Here is a 15627-nt window from a genome sequence, read left to right as displayed (position 1 = left end):
AATGCATAATGGTTCCTCATTTTCAGATCAATACTCAACTTTCCACATGTATCTTCTATGAGATAAAGGATGATTTCTCGCCTCTGCCAGCTCGTCTGCATAGCTTCTCAGCACACGATTGAGAACGAGCGGAGCAAGATAGCCTTTAACTGAATCGTCAATTGCAGTGAAGTCGTAAGATGCAGCATCAAGCACAGTGAGCTTTTTGCCATACTTTTTCGAGAAGGTAAGCGCCCGCTCTTCAAGAGGTCTTGTTTCATCTAAACCGAGCAGGATGATAAACGGCACGGATTCATCAATAATTTCAAACGGTCCGTGAAAATATTCTCCGGCATGAATGGCGTGGGAATGAATCCATTGCATTTCCATGAGAATGCAGATGCTGTAGGAGTAAGCGACACCGTAGTTTGCACCGCTTGCCATGGTATAAATAATGCTTTCTTTTTCATGGGCTTTTGCAAATTGCTTGGCGTTGTCAGCTTCCTGCTTAAGGGCTTTTTCATATACAGCCTGCAATTGATCTAAGCCTTCAATTGCTTGTTGGAATTTCGTATTGTTTTCTAATACTTGCAGGGTTCCAAAAACGATTTGATACAAAACGCCATAGTTTGTATTGATCGCAAGCGCCTCATCACCCCAATCGTACTGGGCAACATATTGCGCTTCCTGCGCTAAAGGAGACTCCGGTTTAAACGTCATCGCAATCGTAAGTGCGCCCTTGCCCCTTGCAAACGCAGCAGCTTTGACTGTCTCCGGGGTATTTCCCGAATGCGAGCACAAAATAACAAGAGACTTTTCACCAAGCTGTACAGGGTTGCGCTGAATAAATTCGTTGGCGCTGTAGAGGTCGGAGTTTATTGATTTTGACTCTCTGTCAAACACATACTTACTCGGATACATAATGGCAGAAGACCCTCCGCATGCGACAAAGAATACATGATCAATGGTTTTCCCTTTCAAATCCTGCAAGAAAGCTTGAACCTCACGATTTACTTTTGCTGTGGCCTGACTCAAATCCTTCACTCCCCGTTTTTATTATATAACGTTATATAACATTATATATTGTTATATTAAAGTCCGCGGGTAGGATTGTCAACATTATTTTCTGAAATTTCTCAATAATTTATTCAAATGATAGACAAAGGGTCTATAAGCGAAAAAATGCCCAAATCAAAAGCCAGAACTTGACTTAAGCTCTGGCTTCGCTGTTCAATCCGCAGACTGACGTCTTATTTAAAAAATACCTTGTCTATATTGTACTTCGATTGCTGTGTATTGATGATATATGTTTCGTAAATCTCTCTTTCCATTGGATCATCAACTACACATACCTCAATTTTATATACTTCATCTCTGTGATGTTTGATCGGTGAAACAGTGTCTTCGAAATGCTTCTTAATTCTCTGTCTTAACTTTCTAGCTTTACCGACAAACAGCAGCTCGTCATGAATGTTGTAAAACATAAAAATGCCGCCTTTGTCCCTTGGGATCTGGTGAAAGTCAATGAAGCCGTAAATCGCCTTTATTTTCGGCTCGTTATCATTAGCTGACTGCTGTCGTTCAGTGATGGTGACATTCGGTGCGGGTATATCAATTTTTATCAAAATCAGTTCACGTCCTCTTTTTCATTAAAGATAAATGCTAACACATACAGAAAAGAAAAGCTAGAACAGCTTTATTATATTTGTTTGTTATGCTCTTACTTATTATGCAAGTGCTCCGGCTGGATGATAAGGACTAAGGTCTAATTCTGTCTGCTTTCCGAGAACTAGCTTTGCGAGCTCTGCACCCAAGAACGGCCCCATCGTCAGTCCAGAAGCACCCAAACCGTTTGCAGCGTACAGGCCTTGAACATTCGGCACGGCCCCTACGACCGGCAGAAATCCCGGTGTAAACGGCCTGAAGCCCACTCTTGTTTCAACAGCAGCCGCATCAGCAAGACCCGGTGCAACGGCTAACGCTTTACTCAATACTTCGTGCTGGCCTCCGGCTGTCACACGAAGATCATCAAGACCGGCATCGTTTTCGTGTGTGGCGCCGGCTACAATTCTGCCGTTATCAAACGAAAGAATGTACTGATCACTCGGCGGCATTACAACCGGCCACGATCCTGTATCTGCATCTGTCATTTCAAAATGCATAATCTGCGCTTTTTGAAATGACACTTGAAAATGAATGCCGAGAGGCTTCAATATCTCATTGGCCCATGCTCCCGCCGTCACAATGACCGCGTCAGCCGCAATCTGCTTTGTATCTGTTTGCACGCCGGTGACTGTTCCGTTTTCAAAAAGCAAAGATGCATTTCCTTTGATGACCGTTGCGCCGCGTTTCTCTGCAGCGCTTAAAAGCGACCGGCACAGCGCTCTTCCGTTCACACGGGCGGCACCGCTGATATGAACTGATTCATAGTCATCAGCTAAAATCGGAAACAGCTTTTTCGTTTCACTTGCGGACAAGCGGGTAATGTCGCCGATCTCCGGCGCATCCTCCCGTCTCTTATACGCCCGCTCCTCCATTTTATCGAGTTTAGACGCGTCAGTATGAATGCTGATGGCACCGACACGTTTGTATCCTGTATCCGATTCACCGTCTTTTTCCAATTGATGGATTAAATCCTTATAGTACCGCGCTCCCCCCTTAGCAAGCTGGTACCAATCCTGATTACGGCGTTGCGAGAGCCATGGACAGACGATCCCCGCCGCCGCATCAGTCGCTTGTCCCGGCTCTTTCCGATCAATGACAGTAACGCAAGCGCCTGATTTTGCGAGATGATAAGCCGTCGACGCACCCAGAATCCCTGCGCCGACGATGATATACGAATTCATATGCAAACACCTTTTCTATTATAATGTCTATTCATTTTACCAAATCAAATGCTTTCCTTCGACCTTTTGCCCTAATGTGGAAAAACCGCGAAGTTCGTCCAATCTCTTTACTCTCCTATCGAATATCCTGTCACTATCAATAGAGAAAGGATGATACCATGAGCGAAAATCGTCATGAAAATGAAGAAAACAGACGCGATGCGGCAGTCGCAAAAGTCCAAAACAGCGGTAATGCAAAAGTCGTGGTCAACGTGAATACAGATCAGGATCAGGCACAGGCGCAGTCACAAGACGGAGAAGACTAATGAACGAAAACATCATTCCTCTCAACAGACATACTCAAGAGATACCCACTACTGAATCTGTTATCAAAAACAGCGGCAACTCAGAGGTCCATATCGACATTCACATTGATACAATGCCAATTGCTTTTGCTATATTATGCTCTGCATTAGCCGCAAAGCAGATGACAAAAGAGGAATTCGATATGGCTTATACTCAATTGCGAGAGATGAACAGAGAAAATAACAGCAGATCATCTGTAAAGCAAATTATCAATCAGGAGACAGAAGAAGAGTAAAAAACCGCGGGCCCTCGGCCAGCGGTTTTTCTTCTGCATACAAAAAGGACGCGACTGAATCGGTTACTTCTGTACAATTTGAATAAGGTTACCACATGTATCGTCGAAGACAGCTATTGTGACTTCGCCCATTTTTGTCGGTTCCATCGTAAACGTCACGCCTTTTTCCTTTAATCGGTTGTACTCTTTTTGAATATCTGCAACGCCAAACATTGTGGCCGGGAAGCCTTCGGAGAATATCTTCTTTTGATACTCCTTAGCGGCAGGATGTTCATTCGGTTCGAGTAAAAGCTCGGTTCCGTCTTGATCATCTGGAGAAACAAGCGTTATCCACCTGAATTTCCCCATGGGAACATCCTCCTTTTTTACAAACCCCAGTTTTTCTGTATAGAACTTCAGTGCCTTGTCTTGATCTTGCACGAATATACTAGTCACAATGATTTTCATATTGTTGTTGCCTCCTTTGATATTTATGGTGCATGGTACTGTGCAAACAATCCGGCTTCAAGCAAAACAAACCAACATTTGTAAGAAACTCAGTACTGGTTTTATAAAATTACTCTATCCATCCTTTCAGCAAATTTTTAAGCGGTTCGTTGTTGAATATAAGTACTCGATATTTTCCCTTTCGTTTTGATGTTACGAGTCCTGCATCCTCCAGTACAGAAAGGTGTTTAGCTATCGCCTGTCGCGTAATAGAAAGGTCGTACTTTGTAATAAGACGTATCGTAAGTTCATACAACGTCAGCTCGTTGCGTTCAGATAATTCGTCTAATATAAGCCGCCGAGTCGAATCGCCGAGTGCTTTGAATATAGCGTCTTTGTTCCAATTCATATATTGAGTATAAGCAACTCATTGGTTGCATGTCAAGTATAAGCAACTGTATGATTGCGTGATATAGAAACTGAACCTATCCGGCGCAGGTCTGAAATATTCTAATCGATAAGGAATTAAAACCATTAAAATAACAGTGGATATGTCTCTGAAAAATAAAAGAAGACGAACTTCAAAAGTTCGTCTTCTACAATCAAATTCGGCACGCCGGCCATTTTAAAAACTATCTCTAAACCCCTTGATAAACAAAGGAGTTTTCATCATTAACCAATAGAACCTTCCATTTCGAACTTAATCAAACGGTTCATTTCAACTGCGTATTCCATTGGAAGCTCTTTTGTGAATGGCTCGATAAAGCCCATTACGATCATTTCAGTTGCTTCTTCTTCAGAAATACCGCGGCTCATCAAGTAGAAGAGCTGCTCTTCAGATACTTTAGACACTTTCGCTTCGTGCTCCAATGAAATGTTATCATTTAAGATTTCATTGTAAGGAATTGTGTCTGAAGTTGATTTGTTATCCATAATGAGCGTATCGCACTCGATGTTAGAGCGGGCGCCTTCCGCTTTGCGTCCGAAGTGGACGATTCCGCGGTACGTTACTTTTCCGCCCTGTTTTGAAATCGATTTTGATACGATTGTAGATGATGTGTTTGGTGCAAGGTGAATCATTTTCGCACCTGCATCCTGATGCTGGCCTTTACCTGCAAGAGCGATAGAAAGCGTCATACCGCGCGCGCCTTCGCCTTTTAGGATACAAGCCGGATATTTCATTGTCAGCTTAGAACCGATGTTGCCGTCGATCCATTCCATTGTTGCGTTTTCTTCACAGACTGTACGCTTTGTTACAAGGTTGTAAACGTTGTTCGCCCAGTTTTGGATCGTTGTATAACGGCAGTAGCCGCCTTTTTTCACGATGATCTCAACGACCGCACTGTGAAGTGAGTTTGTTGTGTAAACAGGCGCAGTACAGCCTTCAACATAATGAACACTTGCTTCTTCGTCAACAATGATCAGTGTACGTTCGAACTGACCCATGTTCTCAGAGTTGATACGGAAGTAAGCTTGAAGCGGTGTTTCAACCTTCACGCCTTTAGGCACGTAGATGAAAGATCCGCCGGACCAAACAGCTGAGTTAAGCGCCGCAAACTTGTTATCAGTCGGCGGGATTACTTTTGCCCAGTGCTCACGGAAAATATCTTCATTCTCTTTCAGCGCGCTGTCAGTGTCTTTAAAGACGATACCTTGCGCTTCAAGATCTTCTTTCATGTTGTGGTATACAACCTCAGATTCGTACTGAGCAGAAACACCCGCAAGGTATTTTTGTTCAGCTTCAGGAATACCGAGCTTGTCGAATGTTTGCTTAATTTCTTCAGGAACTTCATCCCAAGAACGCTCTGAACGCTCAGACGGTTTTACGTAGTACGTAATTTCGTCAAAGTTCAGTGAGTTTAAATCTCCGCCCCATTGAGGCATCGGCATATTGTAGAAATGCTCAAGTGATTTCAAGCGGAAGTCAAGCATCCATTGAGGCTCTTCTTTCATGCGAGAAATTTCTTCTACGATTTCTTTTGTCAATCCGCGCTCTGAACGGAAAATGGAAACGTCCTTGTCGTGAAAACCATACTTGTATTCACCAATATCAGGCATTTTTTTAGCCATCCATTTTCACTCCAATCCTTTTAATTGCCGCCTTCTTCTTTCGCGACTCCTTTTTCAAGTGCTTTCCATGACAGGGTTGCACATTTGATACGGGCCGGGAATTTTGAAACGCCTTGAAGGGCTTCAATATCCCCGAGATCTATAGAATCATCATACTCTTTCCCTTGCATCATATCCGAGAAAATCTTAGACATGGAAAGGGCAGTTTCAATATCTTTCCCTTTAATCGCCTGAGTCATCATCGAAGCGGATGCCATTGAAATGGAACAGCCTTCCCCTTCAAATTTCGCATCTTCCACGATGTCTCCGTCAAGCTTCATTGTCAGTCTGATGCGGTCGCCGCATGTCGGATTGTTCATATCCACGACAATGCTGTCATTCAAAACCCCTTTATTTCGCGGGTTTTTGTAATGATCCATAATCACCTGTCTGTACAATGTATCTAAGTTTGCATTAAAAGACATTTGTAAAATACTCCTTTGTCTTTTGAAGAGCTTCCACAAGCTTATCAATCTCTTCCTCTGTATTATACAGATAAAAGCTTGCTCTTGCAGTAGCAGTTACATCCAGCCATTTCATCAGCGGCTGCGCACAATGGTGGCCGGCTCTGACTGCGATTCCCTCCGCATCAAGCACAGTCGCCACATCGTGCGGATGAACATCATCAAGGTTAAATGTGACAAGCCCGGCACGCTCTTCCGGCCCGTAAACCGTTACGCCGTCAAGCTGGCGGAAGCGTTCAAGCGCATAAGCTGCAAGCTTGTGCTCATGGCGGGAAATCTCATCAAGACCGATTTCTTCGAGAAAATCAATGGCGGCACCGAGGCCGATTGCTCCTGCAATAATCGGCGTACCCGCTTCGAATTTCCACGGAAGCTCTTTCCAAGTTGATTCATAAAGCCCGACAAAGTCGATCATTTCACCGCCGAATTCGGCAGGCTCCATGTTTTCCAGCAGGGCTTTCTTTCCGTACAGCACACCAACACCGGTAGGTCCGCACATTTTATGGGAAGAAAGCGCAAAGAAGTCGCAATCGAGATCCTGCACGTCAATTTTCATGTGAGGTGTGCTTTGTGCACCGTCCACCACAATGACAGCCCCATTGTCATGAGCGATTTTCGCCATTTCTTTAATCGGGTTGACCGTGCCGAGGACATTAGATACATGAGACACCGCAACAATTTTTGTGTTGCTTGTGACCGTTTCTCTGACGTCTTCTAAAGAAATCGTTCCGTCTTCCTGCAGCGGAATGTATTTTAATGTGGCGCCAGTTGCTTTTACAGCCTGCTGCCACGGAATGATATTCGCATGATGCTCCATGTAGGTGATGACCACTTCATCACCAGGTTTCAGGTTGGCGCGCGCATAGCTTAACGCCACCATATTCAGTGATGTGGTCGTGCCTTTTGTGAAAATAATCTCAGCCATTGACTTCGCGTTAATAAACTTGCGGACTTTTTCACGCGCTCCTTCATAACCATCTGTCGCTCTGGTTCCAAGTGTATGGACGCCCCGGTGAACATTGGAATTGTATTGGTTATAATACTTATCCAGTGTTTCAATGACAGCACGCGGCTTCTGGGAAGTCGCCGCGCTGTCGAGATAAACGAGATCATGTCCGTTCACTTGCTGATGAAGGATCGGGAACTGTTCACGAATATCTGTGATATTCATTACTTCACTTTCCTTTCGATAACAGAAACTAATTGTTTCTTAACGCCTTCAATCGGAAGTTCATTTACTACCGGTGCAAGGAATCCGTAAATGACTAAGCGTTCTGCTTCTTCTTTCGGAATTCCGCGGCTCATCAGGTAGTAAAGCTGAATAGGGTCCACACGGCCGACAGATGCCGCATGTCCTGCAGTTACATCGTCTTCGTCAATTAAAAGAATAGGGTTTGCGTCTCCGCGTGCTTTTTCGCTAAGCATCAGCACGCGTGATTCTTGCTCCGCATTCGCTTTAGAAGCGCCATGTTCGATTTTGCCGATTCCGTTAAAGATAGAAGAAGCGGAATCCTTCATCACACCGTGCTTCAAGATATAGCCTTCAGAAGCTTTACCGAAATGGATGATTTGTGTTGTGAAGTTTTCTGTTTGCTCTCCTCTTCCGACAACAACCGTTTTCGTATCGCCGTATGTGCCGTCACCGTAAAGGTTTGTTGTGTTTTCGGAAATCGTGTCGCCGTCGTTCATCAGGCCAAGAGCCCACTCGATTTTGCTGTCGCGTCCGCGCGCAGCACCGCGGCGGTTCACATAAGTTGTCACACCGCTTGACAGATTATCCACCGCACCGTATGTCACGCTGGCATTATCACCTGTGATGACCTCACTGATAATATTGAAGACAGCGTCTTTCGGGTTTACAGTGCTGATGTAGTTTTCTACATATGTTACAGAGCTGTGGTCTTCAGCCACAATCAGCACGTGGTTGAATAGAGCTGTATCATTGCTTTCGTGGACATAAACAGCCTGAACCGGCGTCTCCACCTGAACATTTTTCGGAACATAAAGGAATGCTCCTCCGTTAACAAGAGCCGCGTGAAGTGCAGTTAACTTATGTTCGTCAACCTTCACGCCATCCTTCATAAAGTATTTCTCCACCAAGTCGCTGTGCTCACGTGCAGCAGTCAGAATATCAGTGAAGATGACGCCTTTGTCTTTCAATTCTTGAGAAAGAGAAAGATGTGCCGGCGTCTGGTCACGCTGTACGTATAATGTTTTATCTTCGTTTTCAACGTCGATCAGCGCTTTCACTTCATCAGTCAAATCTTCTAATGAAGAAAGCGGTTCGTTATCAACTGTATGCTTCGCGAAATTCGTGAAGTTCCAGTTTGTGATTTTTGTTTTGTCAGGTTTCGGCATCGGCAGATCCTCAGCTTGTTCAAGAGCCTGTAAGCGCAGGTTCTTCAGCCAGGCAGGTTCTTGGTGCTTTTCGGAAAAGCTTTTGAGATACTCCTGATCTACGGATAGTTTTGTACCTAGTGTCATATTAATCCCCCTAACGCTTACGCTTCTTGGCCAACAGTTTCGTCTTCAATGCCAAGTTCTTGTTTGATCCAGTCATAACCTTCTGCTTCAAGACGCTGTGCAAGCTCTGCACCGCCGGATTTTACAACGCGGCCTTGCATCATAACGTGAACAACATCCGGAGTGATGTAGTTTAACAGGCGCTGATAGTGAGTGATCATCAGGCAGCCGAAGTTTTCGCTGCGCATTTTGTTGATTCCTTTAGATACAACTTTCAAAGCGTCAATATCAAGACCTGAGTCGATTTCATCAAGGATGGCGATTTTCGGTTCAATCATCATTAATTGAAGGATTTCGTTGCGTTTTTTCTCCCCGCCTGAGAAACCTTCGTTAAGATAGCGCTGAGCCATTTCAGGGTCCATTTCAAGGAACTCCATGTTTTCGTCCATTTTGCGGATGAATTTCATAAGAGAAATTTCATCGCCTTCTTCTCTGCGCGCGTTGATTGCTGAGCGAAGGAAGTCGGCATTTGTCACACCGCTGATTTCACTTGGGTACTGCATCGCAAGGAATAAGCCTGCCTGCGCACGCTCGTCCACTTCCATCTCCAGTACATCTTTGCCGTCAAGCGTGATGCTGCCTTTTGTTACTTCATATTTAGGATGCCCCATAATAGCAGCTGATAAAGTGGATTTACCAGTTCCGTTCGGGCCCATTACTGCGTGGAATTCTCCACCTTTTATTTCAAGGTTTACACCCTTTAAGATCTCTTTTCCTTCGATTTCAACGTGAAGATCTTTGATCGTTAATGTTGAAGCAGCCATATCTATACCTCCAAAAATATATAATCATTATTCTCATTTTATTCTCATTCTAATTTTATAACAAATGAAAAGTAAATACAACTTTTTATCGTGCCTCGCACATTCCTCAAGTTTAACAAAGATCGGCACTTTATTAAAGCCATTGAAAAAGAAAAAGAGTGGATTCCCACCCTTTTTTAAAAGATTGATTTTCTCAATAAGCGCCCGCAGAAATCCGCTTGCTTTTTTGATAATCAAGCTCTCTCTGCCGCTCTACTTTCATTCTTGTTTCCAGCCGGCGTCCGTATTCCTCGTATCCAATTCCATGTGACAGCTGCATCGCTTTTTCCATTTCTGACGTATAATCGAGGTTCAGTCTGTCCTGGCTGCTGCAAATAATGAATCAATCCCTTCATATATTTGCTTTCTATTGTATCAGTGCTTCGTTGGATGCCGCAAAAAGGATATGGCTTGAAATAGCAGCAGATGAGACGAAAGCATCCACTCAGTTCAAATGAGAATGGTTTTTCGGAATATTCCTTCTCTTAATGCGTGGTGTTTCCGAATTCCTCAATGCACTGTTGAACGACTGTCACGCCTTGGCTGAAAGCTGCGCCGCCTCCAAATGCCGCTGCCACACTGACGGCTTCGAGAATGTTTTCTTCTGTCGCTCCCTGATCGAGACAGCCTTTTGTATGATAGATCATGCAATATTCGTCCTGAGCATTGATGGCAATTCCGAGGGCGATCAGCTGTTTTTCTCTTTCAGTCAGAGAATTCCCGGCAAAGCACTGTTCAGTAAATTCGTTAAATTTTCGTCCCATCAGCGGCATCTTTTGTTCAAATGTGCCTAAACCATGTTTATATTGTTTTAACGCGTCCTGCATGCTTCCTCTGTCTTGATTCAAAGAAAATCCCTCCATCTGTTTAACATTCCTTTTTATTATGAACAGCTTTTAGGAAAATACGCGAAGAAAACCCCGGATTTCTCATCCGGGGTTTCACCGTGTCAGCAAACCCTCGCATTCGTTGTCAGACCTGCGCGTTGGTGCTCACGAATTACAACATTCGCTCCGCTCCAATGCTCGGCCTTCCTAGACTTCAAGGGTTTTCAATCACGCTGAAAAGATGACAAAGCCCTAAAACGAATATCGTTTTAGGGCTTTGTCAATAATTGAACCCCGGATTTCTCATCCGGGGTTTCTGTCTTATTCAGATACAGGAAGCACAGCTCCGTCGTATTTTTTCTCGATGAAGTCTTTGATCTTTTTAGAGTGAAGAACTTCCATCAGCGCTTTGATTTTTGCAGAATCTTCTTCCCCTTTTCTTACTGAGATGATGTTAGCGTATGGGTTGTTTTTCGTTGATTCTACTTCAATTGCATCTTTTTTAGGATTTAATTTATTTTGGATCGCATAGTTTACATTGATGAAGGCCGCGTCTCCTTCTTTGTTTTCATATGCTTTTGCCGTTAATTCAGGCGCTACTTTTTTGAATTCAAGGTTTTTCGGGTTTTTCTTAATGTCTTTCAATGTTGCGTCAACTGTTTCCACCTTAGAATCAAGAGTGATTAATCCAGCGTTTTCAAGCATTGCAAGCATACGGCCTTGTTCAGCAACGTTGTTTGTCAGAATGATTGTCGCACCGTCTGGAAGGTCTTTCAGCGATTTGTATGTTTTAGAGTAAATACCGAATGGCTCTAAGTGAACAGCACCGGCATTCACAAGTTTGTAATCTGTGTTTTCTTTCATTTCTTGCTCAAGGTAAGGAATGTGCTGGAAGTAGTTCGCGTCCACTTCTTTATCAGCTAAAGCTTTATTGTACATTTTGTAATCACTAAGCACTTTCACTTTCAGCGTATAGCCTTTTTCTTTCAGCAATGGTTCAGCTTCTTTTAAAATTTCCGCATGCGGTGTTTTCGTTGCCGCAACGACAATTTCTTTCTTGCCGGATTCAGCGCCGTTATTCGAACCGCAGGCAGCCATAACTCCTGCAAATACAAGCAGTAATGCACCCAAAAATAGCTTTTTCAATGTAAATCCTCCCTTATCGTTTGTCTATAATATTTGTTATTAGATCACCGATGATTTGAATAATAAACACGATGATTAAAATAAACACAGTAGCAACGAAGGTAACATCAGCGTTATTAGACTGATATCCTTCTACGTACGCAAGGTTTCCAAGGCCTCCTGAACCAATGGCTCCGGCAATTGCCGTTGAGCCGATCAAAGCGATGGCAGTAACCGTAATGCCAGAAATAAGAGCAGGCATTGATTCCGGAATCAGCACTTTGAAAATAATCGTAGACGTTTTCGCGCCCATTGATTTAGCGGCTTCAATCACACCTTTATCCACCTCACGTAGCGCGATTTCAACAAGGCGCGCGTAAAATGGTGCCGAGCCGATTACCAGCGCCGGCAATGCGGCGTTTGGCCCTAAGATCGTGCCGACTAAAAATTTCGTAAAACCTAATAGTAAAATAATTAAAATAAGGAATGGAATCGATCTGAATATGTTAACAACGGCCGCAATCACAGAGTTGACCGCTTTATTCTGCCAGAGGCTTCCTTTGCTCGTCAGAAAGAGCAGCAAGCCGAGGATGACCCCGATGACAAAAGCAAACAGTAAAGAAATCAGCGTCATATAAAGTGTTTCATATGTCGCGTTCCATAATTCAGTTAAATCAACGTTCGGGAAGTATTTTTCAAACATTCGTGATCACCTCTGCTTTCACCTGTTTGTCATTAATGAATCGGATCACGTTTTGCACTTCTTCCTCGTCTCCGTCAATGTGGATGAACAGTGAACCGTAAGCCCCATCCTTCGTCTGCGAAATCTTCCCTTGCAGAATATTAACGCTGACATTGAAGTTTCTGATCATCTCTGTAATCAGAGGCTGTTCAGCTGACTCACCGACAAATGTGAGCTGAACCATTTTTCCTGATGCTGTATCATCAAGAAGATGCTGAAGCGTCTCTTTCGTTTCTTCCGGCTCTGTCACCTGTTGAACAAATCGTTTTGTCATTTGTTCCTTTGGATTTTTAAAGACATCGAGAACCTCGCCTTCTTCGACCACCTTGCCGTTTTCCATGACGGCGACTCTGTTGCAGATTTTACGGATGACATGCATTTCGTGCGTAATCAGCACAATCGTCAAACCGAGTCTTTCATTAATATCGGACAATAGATCCAGAATTGAATCTGTCGTTTGCGGATCTAATGCTGATGTCGCTTCGTCACAAAGGAGAACCTTCGGATTGTTTGCAAGCGCTCTGGCAATTCCGACACGCTGCTTCTGACCGCCGCTCAGCTGGGACGGATATGATTTTTCTTTTCCTTCTAAACCTACCAGTTTAATCAGTTCATTGGCGCGCTTGATCCGCTCGCTCTTTTTCACCCCGGCAATTTCTAAAGGAAACATGATATTATCTCTGACAGTCCGCGACCAAAGCAAATTGAAATGCTGGAAAATCATACTGATCTCATGGCGTGCTTTTCTTAAACCGCGTCCATTTACTTCGTTAATCTTGGTTCCCGCCACTTCCACGGTTCCTGAGGTTGGTTTCTCAAGGCCGTTCAGCAGACGGATTAAGGAACTCTTACCAGCTCCGCTATATCCTATAATTCCAAAAATCTCACCTTTTTTAATGGAAAGCGAGACATTTTGGACAGCATTGACATCTCCATGTTTCGATTTGTAAACTTTTGAAACATCCTGAAGATTGATCAAAGCAATCACCTGCCTTAACACTATTCTAAGAAATCTTCCGGTTTTTTCTGCAAAAGAAAAGCCTTTCTGCACACTTGAGCAGAAAGGCTTATATAAAATGCCTTTCTCTCATCTTTCAAAGCTGAACGCTTCGTGTGAATTGGCACCATTTCAACAGCGTTGATGGTTGCCGGGCTTCATAGGGCACTTCCCTCCACCTCTCTTGATAAGAGAAATATATAGTCTTTTTCGTCCGGAAATTCTTAATGTAGAATAGCACGGCGAATGATTAAATGTCAATAAAATAAATGATGTCAACTTTTACTATTATAATAATTTATTATTTTTTAATTTTTTAAAATCCTCTGAAAAAATCCATTTGTCAGCCAGAGAATGGCTTCCAGTTTTAACAGGGCCCTGAATGATCCCTTTACTTTGAGGCTTCCGCTCTGAATCAGGTGCTGAAGGGAAATGTCTCCGTGCAATAAATCAATAATTTCCGTTTGGTTTCCGTAAAAGGTCAGGTTGGACGTTTGGGGCGGGGAAACTTTTTTCATTTCTCCCTGTTCGTTTATTGAGACGGTTAAGGCTTCTGCTTCTCCTTGGAAGGTAATGAGCAATGTTGAGGCATTCAAAAGGGGTTTTAAAAACAGATGCTGATACTCATCTTCTAAAACTTCCGCTTTCTCCATATGTACAACCTCCTATTTGTTGGTCATACATACACATTTCTCTCTTTGTCGCAAGAACCCCTTTATAAAACGAACGACAATTTCATTGGATATGCTGAGAAATATGTCATAAATGGGATGCGGAAGATGATTTTTGTTTGATCAGCTCATATAAATAAGAAACGGAATGAAATGCATATCCTCTTTCGACCATCTTTCCGCCTTTAAACAGCAGAAAACAAGGGACGCTTTCAATTTGATACGCTTTTGCGAATGTCGGAGAGTAATTGACATTGTTTTGATAGAAGGCGACATCAGGCAGCATTTCTTTCACCACTGTCAGCATTTTGCTTGCAAGCTGGCAGGTGCCGCAAAACGGAGTATATAAATATAGAAGGTACACATCATCTTCAATGTGGTCAAGTTCGTGTTCTTGGAGTTCTTTCATGCTATACACCTCGGGACTTTCTTTCAAGAAAAATAGTATGGACATTCAGATTCGCACGCAGCAATACAGAGGCGACATGGTGCCTGGGCGCAGCCGCTACTTCCTTATAGGCTCTGTCGATATGGAGATGGCAGGCTTCATTAAATTCACGCTTCAGCTGTTTTCTCAATTTCTCACCTGATTCATCAGCATCAACTAATATATAGACGTCTTTATCATAAAGCTCGTCAGCCAATTCCTCAAGCCTCAGCTGGCTGATTGTTCCGTTTGTGCAGATAATGCGCACCGGCTCATTCAGGACGCTTTCGATTTTCTCTTTATCTGATTTCCCCTCGACAATCATAACCTTTTCCAGCTCATCCATCTTCATCTTGTTCACCTGCCGCGTCAAATTTGAAACGTTCAGATTGTAAAAGAAGGCAGTGAAATTCACCGCCAACATTAACACCAGCCGTTTTCGTAGTCACAATCTACATATTTTGCGTCGTCTCCAGAGACCACATCGGCTGTCTTATAAAATTTCTCATTTTCAAAGGAATAACCGGACTTAAGCTCATATTCATTCATGCTTGTCATTTGGCCGATCATCTCATTATCATGATATAACGAGAGCCGGCCATTTTGAAAGCGGCCTGTCACGTCATTGGTGACATCGAGCTTTTGTTTGTCGAAAGCCATATTGGACACCTCCCATAACGTTAGCGTGTCCAATTGCTTTTACGGCTATCCTGTTTTAGTCTTCTTGTGTCATCTCTTCGTATTGCTCTGCTGTCATCAGTTTTTCAATTTCAGAAGCGTCAGATGGCTCAACGACGATCATCCATGCTTTTTCGTACGGAGATTCGTTGACGAATTCCGGACTGTCATCAAGATCTTCGTTTACTTCCACAACCGTTCCGTTAATCGGTGCATAAAGCTCAGATACCGTTTTAACGGATTCAACACTGCCGAATGGCTCGTCCGCTTTGATTTCAGCGCCCACTTCAGGAAGTTCGACAAACACGATGTCGCCTAATTCGGACTGGGCAAAATGCGTAATTCCGATTCTGGCTTTTTCTCCTTCAACTTTTACCCACTCGTGTTCTCCTGAGTAACGCAAATCTTTTGGTATGCTCAATTGAATCCC

At 43.5% G+C, this 15627-nt stretch carries 22 protein-coding genes and 1 riboswitch; of the genes, 2 read left to right on the top strand and 20 right to left on the bottom strand.

Annotated elements, in window-relative coordinates; genetic code table 11:
- Nucleotides 1-27 precede the first annotated feature (27 nt).
- The 3 genes from frlB to ACQVGT_RS04500 form a co-directional block, all read right to left on the bottom strand.
- Nucleotides 28-1014 (bottom strand): fructosamine deglycase FrlB, encoded by a 987-nt coding sequence (gene frlB / locus ACQVGT_RS04510; protein WP_015251278.1) that lies wholly within the window; start codon nucleotides 1012-1014, stop codon nucleotides 28-30.
- A gap of 215 nt (nucleotides 1015-1229) precedes the next feature.
- Nucleotides 1230-1604, bottom strand: a complete 375-nt coding sequence (locus tag ACQVGT_RS04505; protein ID WP_015384582.1) for a nucleotide excision repair endonuclease — start codon at nucleotides 1602-1604, stop codon at nucleotides 1230-1232.
- A 102-nt stretch (nucleotides 1605-1706) separates the two neighbouring features.
- Entirely contained in the window at nucleotides 1707-2825 is a 1119-nt protein-coding gene (locus ACQVGT_RS04500; RefSeq protein ID WP_015384583.1) for an NAD(P)/FAD-dependent oxidoreductase, read from the bottom strand.
- A 158-nt stretch (nucleotides 2826-2983) separates the two neighbouring features.
- Here ACQVGT_RS04500 and sspG point away from each other — a divergent pair, with 158 nt between their 5' ends.
- Together sspG and ACQVGT_RS04490 are read left to right on the top strand one after the other, a co-directional pair.
- Nucleotides 2984-3130 (top strand): acid-soluble spore protein SspG, encoded by a 147-nt coding sequence (gene sspG / locus ACQVGT_RS04495; RefSeq protein WP_015384584.1) that lies wholly within the window; start codon nucleotides 2984-2986, stop codon nucleotides 3128-3130.
- Nucleotides 3130-3405: a hypothetical protein gene (locus tag ACQVGT_RS04490; RefSeq protein ID WP_003243521.1), complete on the top strand. Its 276-nt coding sequence runs from the start codon at nucleotides 3130-3132 to the stop codon at nucleotides 3403-3405. The genes sspG and ACQVGT_RS04490 overlap by 1 nt, the downstream gene beginning before the upstream one ends.
- Nucleotides 3406-3468: 63 nt before the next feature.
- Here the strand turns inward: ACQVGT_RS04490 and glxB are convergent, their stop codons facing one another.
- The 17 genes from glxB to gcvH all read right to left on the bottom strand — a co-directional run bounded on the left by glxB (nucleotide 3469) and on the right by gcvH (nucleotide 15618).
- Entirely contained in the window at nucleotides 3469-3852 is a 384-nt protein-coding gene (glxB, locus tag ACQVGT_RS04485; RefSeq protein ID WP_003240869.1) for a methylglyoxalase, read from the bottom strand.
- Between the two features lie 109 nt (nucleotides 3853-3961).
- The gene (locus tag ACQVGT_RS04480) at nucleotides 3962-4240 is read right to left on the bottom strand and encodes an ArsR/SmtB family transcription factor (RefSeq protein WP_015251274.1); all 279 of its coding nucleotides are present in this window, start codon (nucleotides 4238-4240) and stop codon (nucleotides 3962-3964) included.
- A gap of 263 nt (nucleotides 4241-4503) precedes the next feature.
- Nucleotides 4504-5901 carry a Fe-S cluster assembly protein SufB gene (gene sufB / locus ACQVGT_RS04475; RefSeq protein ID WP_003228608.1) on the bottom strand — a complete coding sequence of 466 codons (1398 nt, stop codon included), beginning with the start codon at nucleotides 5899-5901 and terminating at the stop codon, nucleotides 4504-4506.
- A gap of 20 nt (nucleotides 5902-5921) precedes the next feature.
- Nucleotides 5922-6365, bottom strand: a complete 444-nt coding sequence (gene sufU, locus ACQVGT_RS04470; RefSeq protein WP_003222809.1) for a Fe-S cluster assembly sulfur transfer protein SufU — start codon at nucleotides 6363-6365, stop codon at nucleotides 5922-5924.
- Entirely contained in the window at nucleotides 6355-7575 is a 1221-nt protein-coding gene (gene sufS / locus ACQVGT_RS04465) for a cysteine desulfurase SufS (protein WP_003228604.1), read from the bottom strand. Before sufS ends, sufU begins: the two co-directional genes overlap by 11 nt.
- Nucleotides 7575-8888: a Fe-S cluster assembly protein SufD gene (sufD, locus tag ACQVGT_RS04460; protein WP_014477917.1), complete on the bottom strand. Its 1314-nt coding sequence runs from the start codon at nucleotides 8886-8888 to the stop codon at nucleotides 7575-7577. The genes sufS and sufD overlap by 1 nt, the downstream gene beginning before the upstream one ends.
- Before the next feature lie 17 nt (nucleotides 8889-8905).
- The gene (gene sufC / locus ACQVGT_RS04455) at nucleotides 8906-9691 is read right to left on the bottom strand and encodes a Fe-S cluster assembly ATPase SufC (protein WP_003151872.1); all 786 of its coding nucleotides are present in this window, start codon (nucleotides 9689-9691) and stop codon (nucleotides 8906-8908) included.
- A 193-nt stretch (nucleotides 9692-9884) separates the two neighbouring features.
- Complete coding sequence (locus ACQVGT_RS04450; protein WP_014665305.1) at nucleotides 9885-10022, bottom strand: YuzK family famiily protein; 138 nt, start codon at nucleotides 10020-10022, stop codon at nucleotides 9885-9887.
- A 193-nt stretch (nucleotides 10023-10215) separates the two neighbouring features.
- On the bottom strand, nucleotides 10216-10593 hold the full coding sequence (locus ACQVGT_RS04445) for a carboxymuconolactone decarboxylase family protein (protein ID WP_014477920.1): 378 nt from the start codon (nucleotides 10591-10593) through the stop codon (nucleotides 10216-10218).
- A 285-nt stretch (nucleotides 10594-10878) separates the two neighbouring features.
- On the bottom strand, nucleotides 10879-11703 hold the full coding sequence (gene metQ / locus ACQVGT_RS04440; protein WP_015483667.1) for a methionine ABC transporter substrate-binding lipoprotein MetQ: 825 nt from the start codon (nucleotides 11701-11703) through the stop codon (nucleotides 10879-10881).
- Between the two features lie 13 nt (nucleotides 11704-11716).
- On the bottom strand, nucleotides 11717-12385 hold the full coding sequence (metP, locus tag ACQVGT_RS04435; RefSeq protein ID WP_003228593.1) for a methionine ABC transporter permease MetP: 669 nt from the start codon (nucleotides 12383-12385) through the stop codon (nucleotides 11717-11719).
- Entirely contained in the window at nucleotides 12378-13403 is a 1026-nt protein-coding gene (gene metN, locus ACQVGT_RS04430; RefSeq protein ID WP_003242531.1) for a methionine ABC transporter ATP-binding protein MetN, read from the bottom strand. Before metN ends, metP begins: the two co-directional genes overlap by 8 nt.
- 105 nt (nucleotides 13404-13508) lie before the next feature.
- A riboswitch (SAM riboswitch) is annotated at nucleotides 13509-13615 on the bottom strand.
- Nucleotides 13616-13729: 114 nt separating this feature from the next.
- Complete coding sequence (locus ACQVGT_RS04425; protein WP_003228587.1) at nucleotides 13730-14074, bottom strand: SCP2 sterol-binding domain-containing protein; 345 nt, start codon at nucleotides 14072-14074, stop codon at nucleotides 13730-13732.
- 106 nt (nucleotides 14075-14180) lie between these two features.
- Nucleotides 14181-14501 carry a thioredoxin family protein gene (locus tag ACQVGT_RS04420; RefSeq protein WP_003228585.1) on the bottom strand — a complete coding sequence of 107 codons (321 nt, stop codon included), beginning with the start codon at nucleotides 14499-14501 and terminating at the stop codon, nucleotides 14181-14183.
- Nucleotide 14502: 1 nt separating this feature from the next.
- Entirely contained in the window at nucleotides 14503-14865 is a 363-nt protein-coding gene (locus ACQVGT_RS04415; protein ID WP_015483668.1) for a toprim domain-containing protein, read from the bottom strand.
- A 77-nt stretch (nucleotides 14866-14942) separates the two neighbouring features.
- On the bottom strand, nucleotides 14943-15179 hold the full coding sequence (locus ACQVGT_RS04410; RefSeq protein WP_003228581.1) for a YusG family protein: 237 nt from the start codon (nucleotides 15177-15179) through the stop codon (nucleotides 14943-14945).
- Between the two features lie 55 nt (nucleotides 15180-15234).
- Entirely contained in the window at nucleotides 15235-15618 is a 384-nt protein-coding gene (gcvH, locus tag ACQVGT_RS04405; RefSeq protein ID WP_003222781.1) for a glycine cleavage system protein GcvH, read from the bottom strand.
- Nucleotides 15619-15627 lie beyond the last annotated feature (9 nt).

This window comes from Bacillus sp. SCT118 (genome assembly GCF_058566435.1).
Note: the sequence above shows the minus strand (reverse complement) of the source record. Positions and strands in the feature narration are given on the sequence as shown.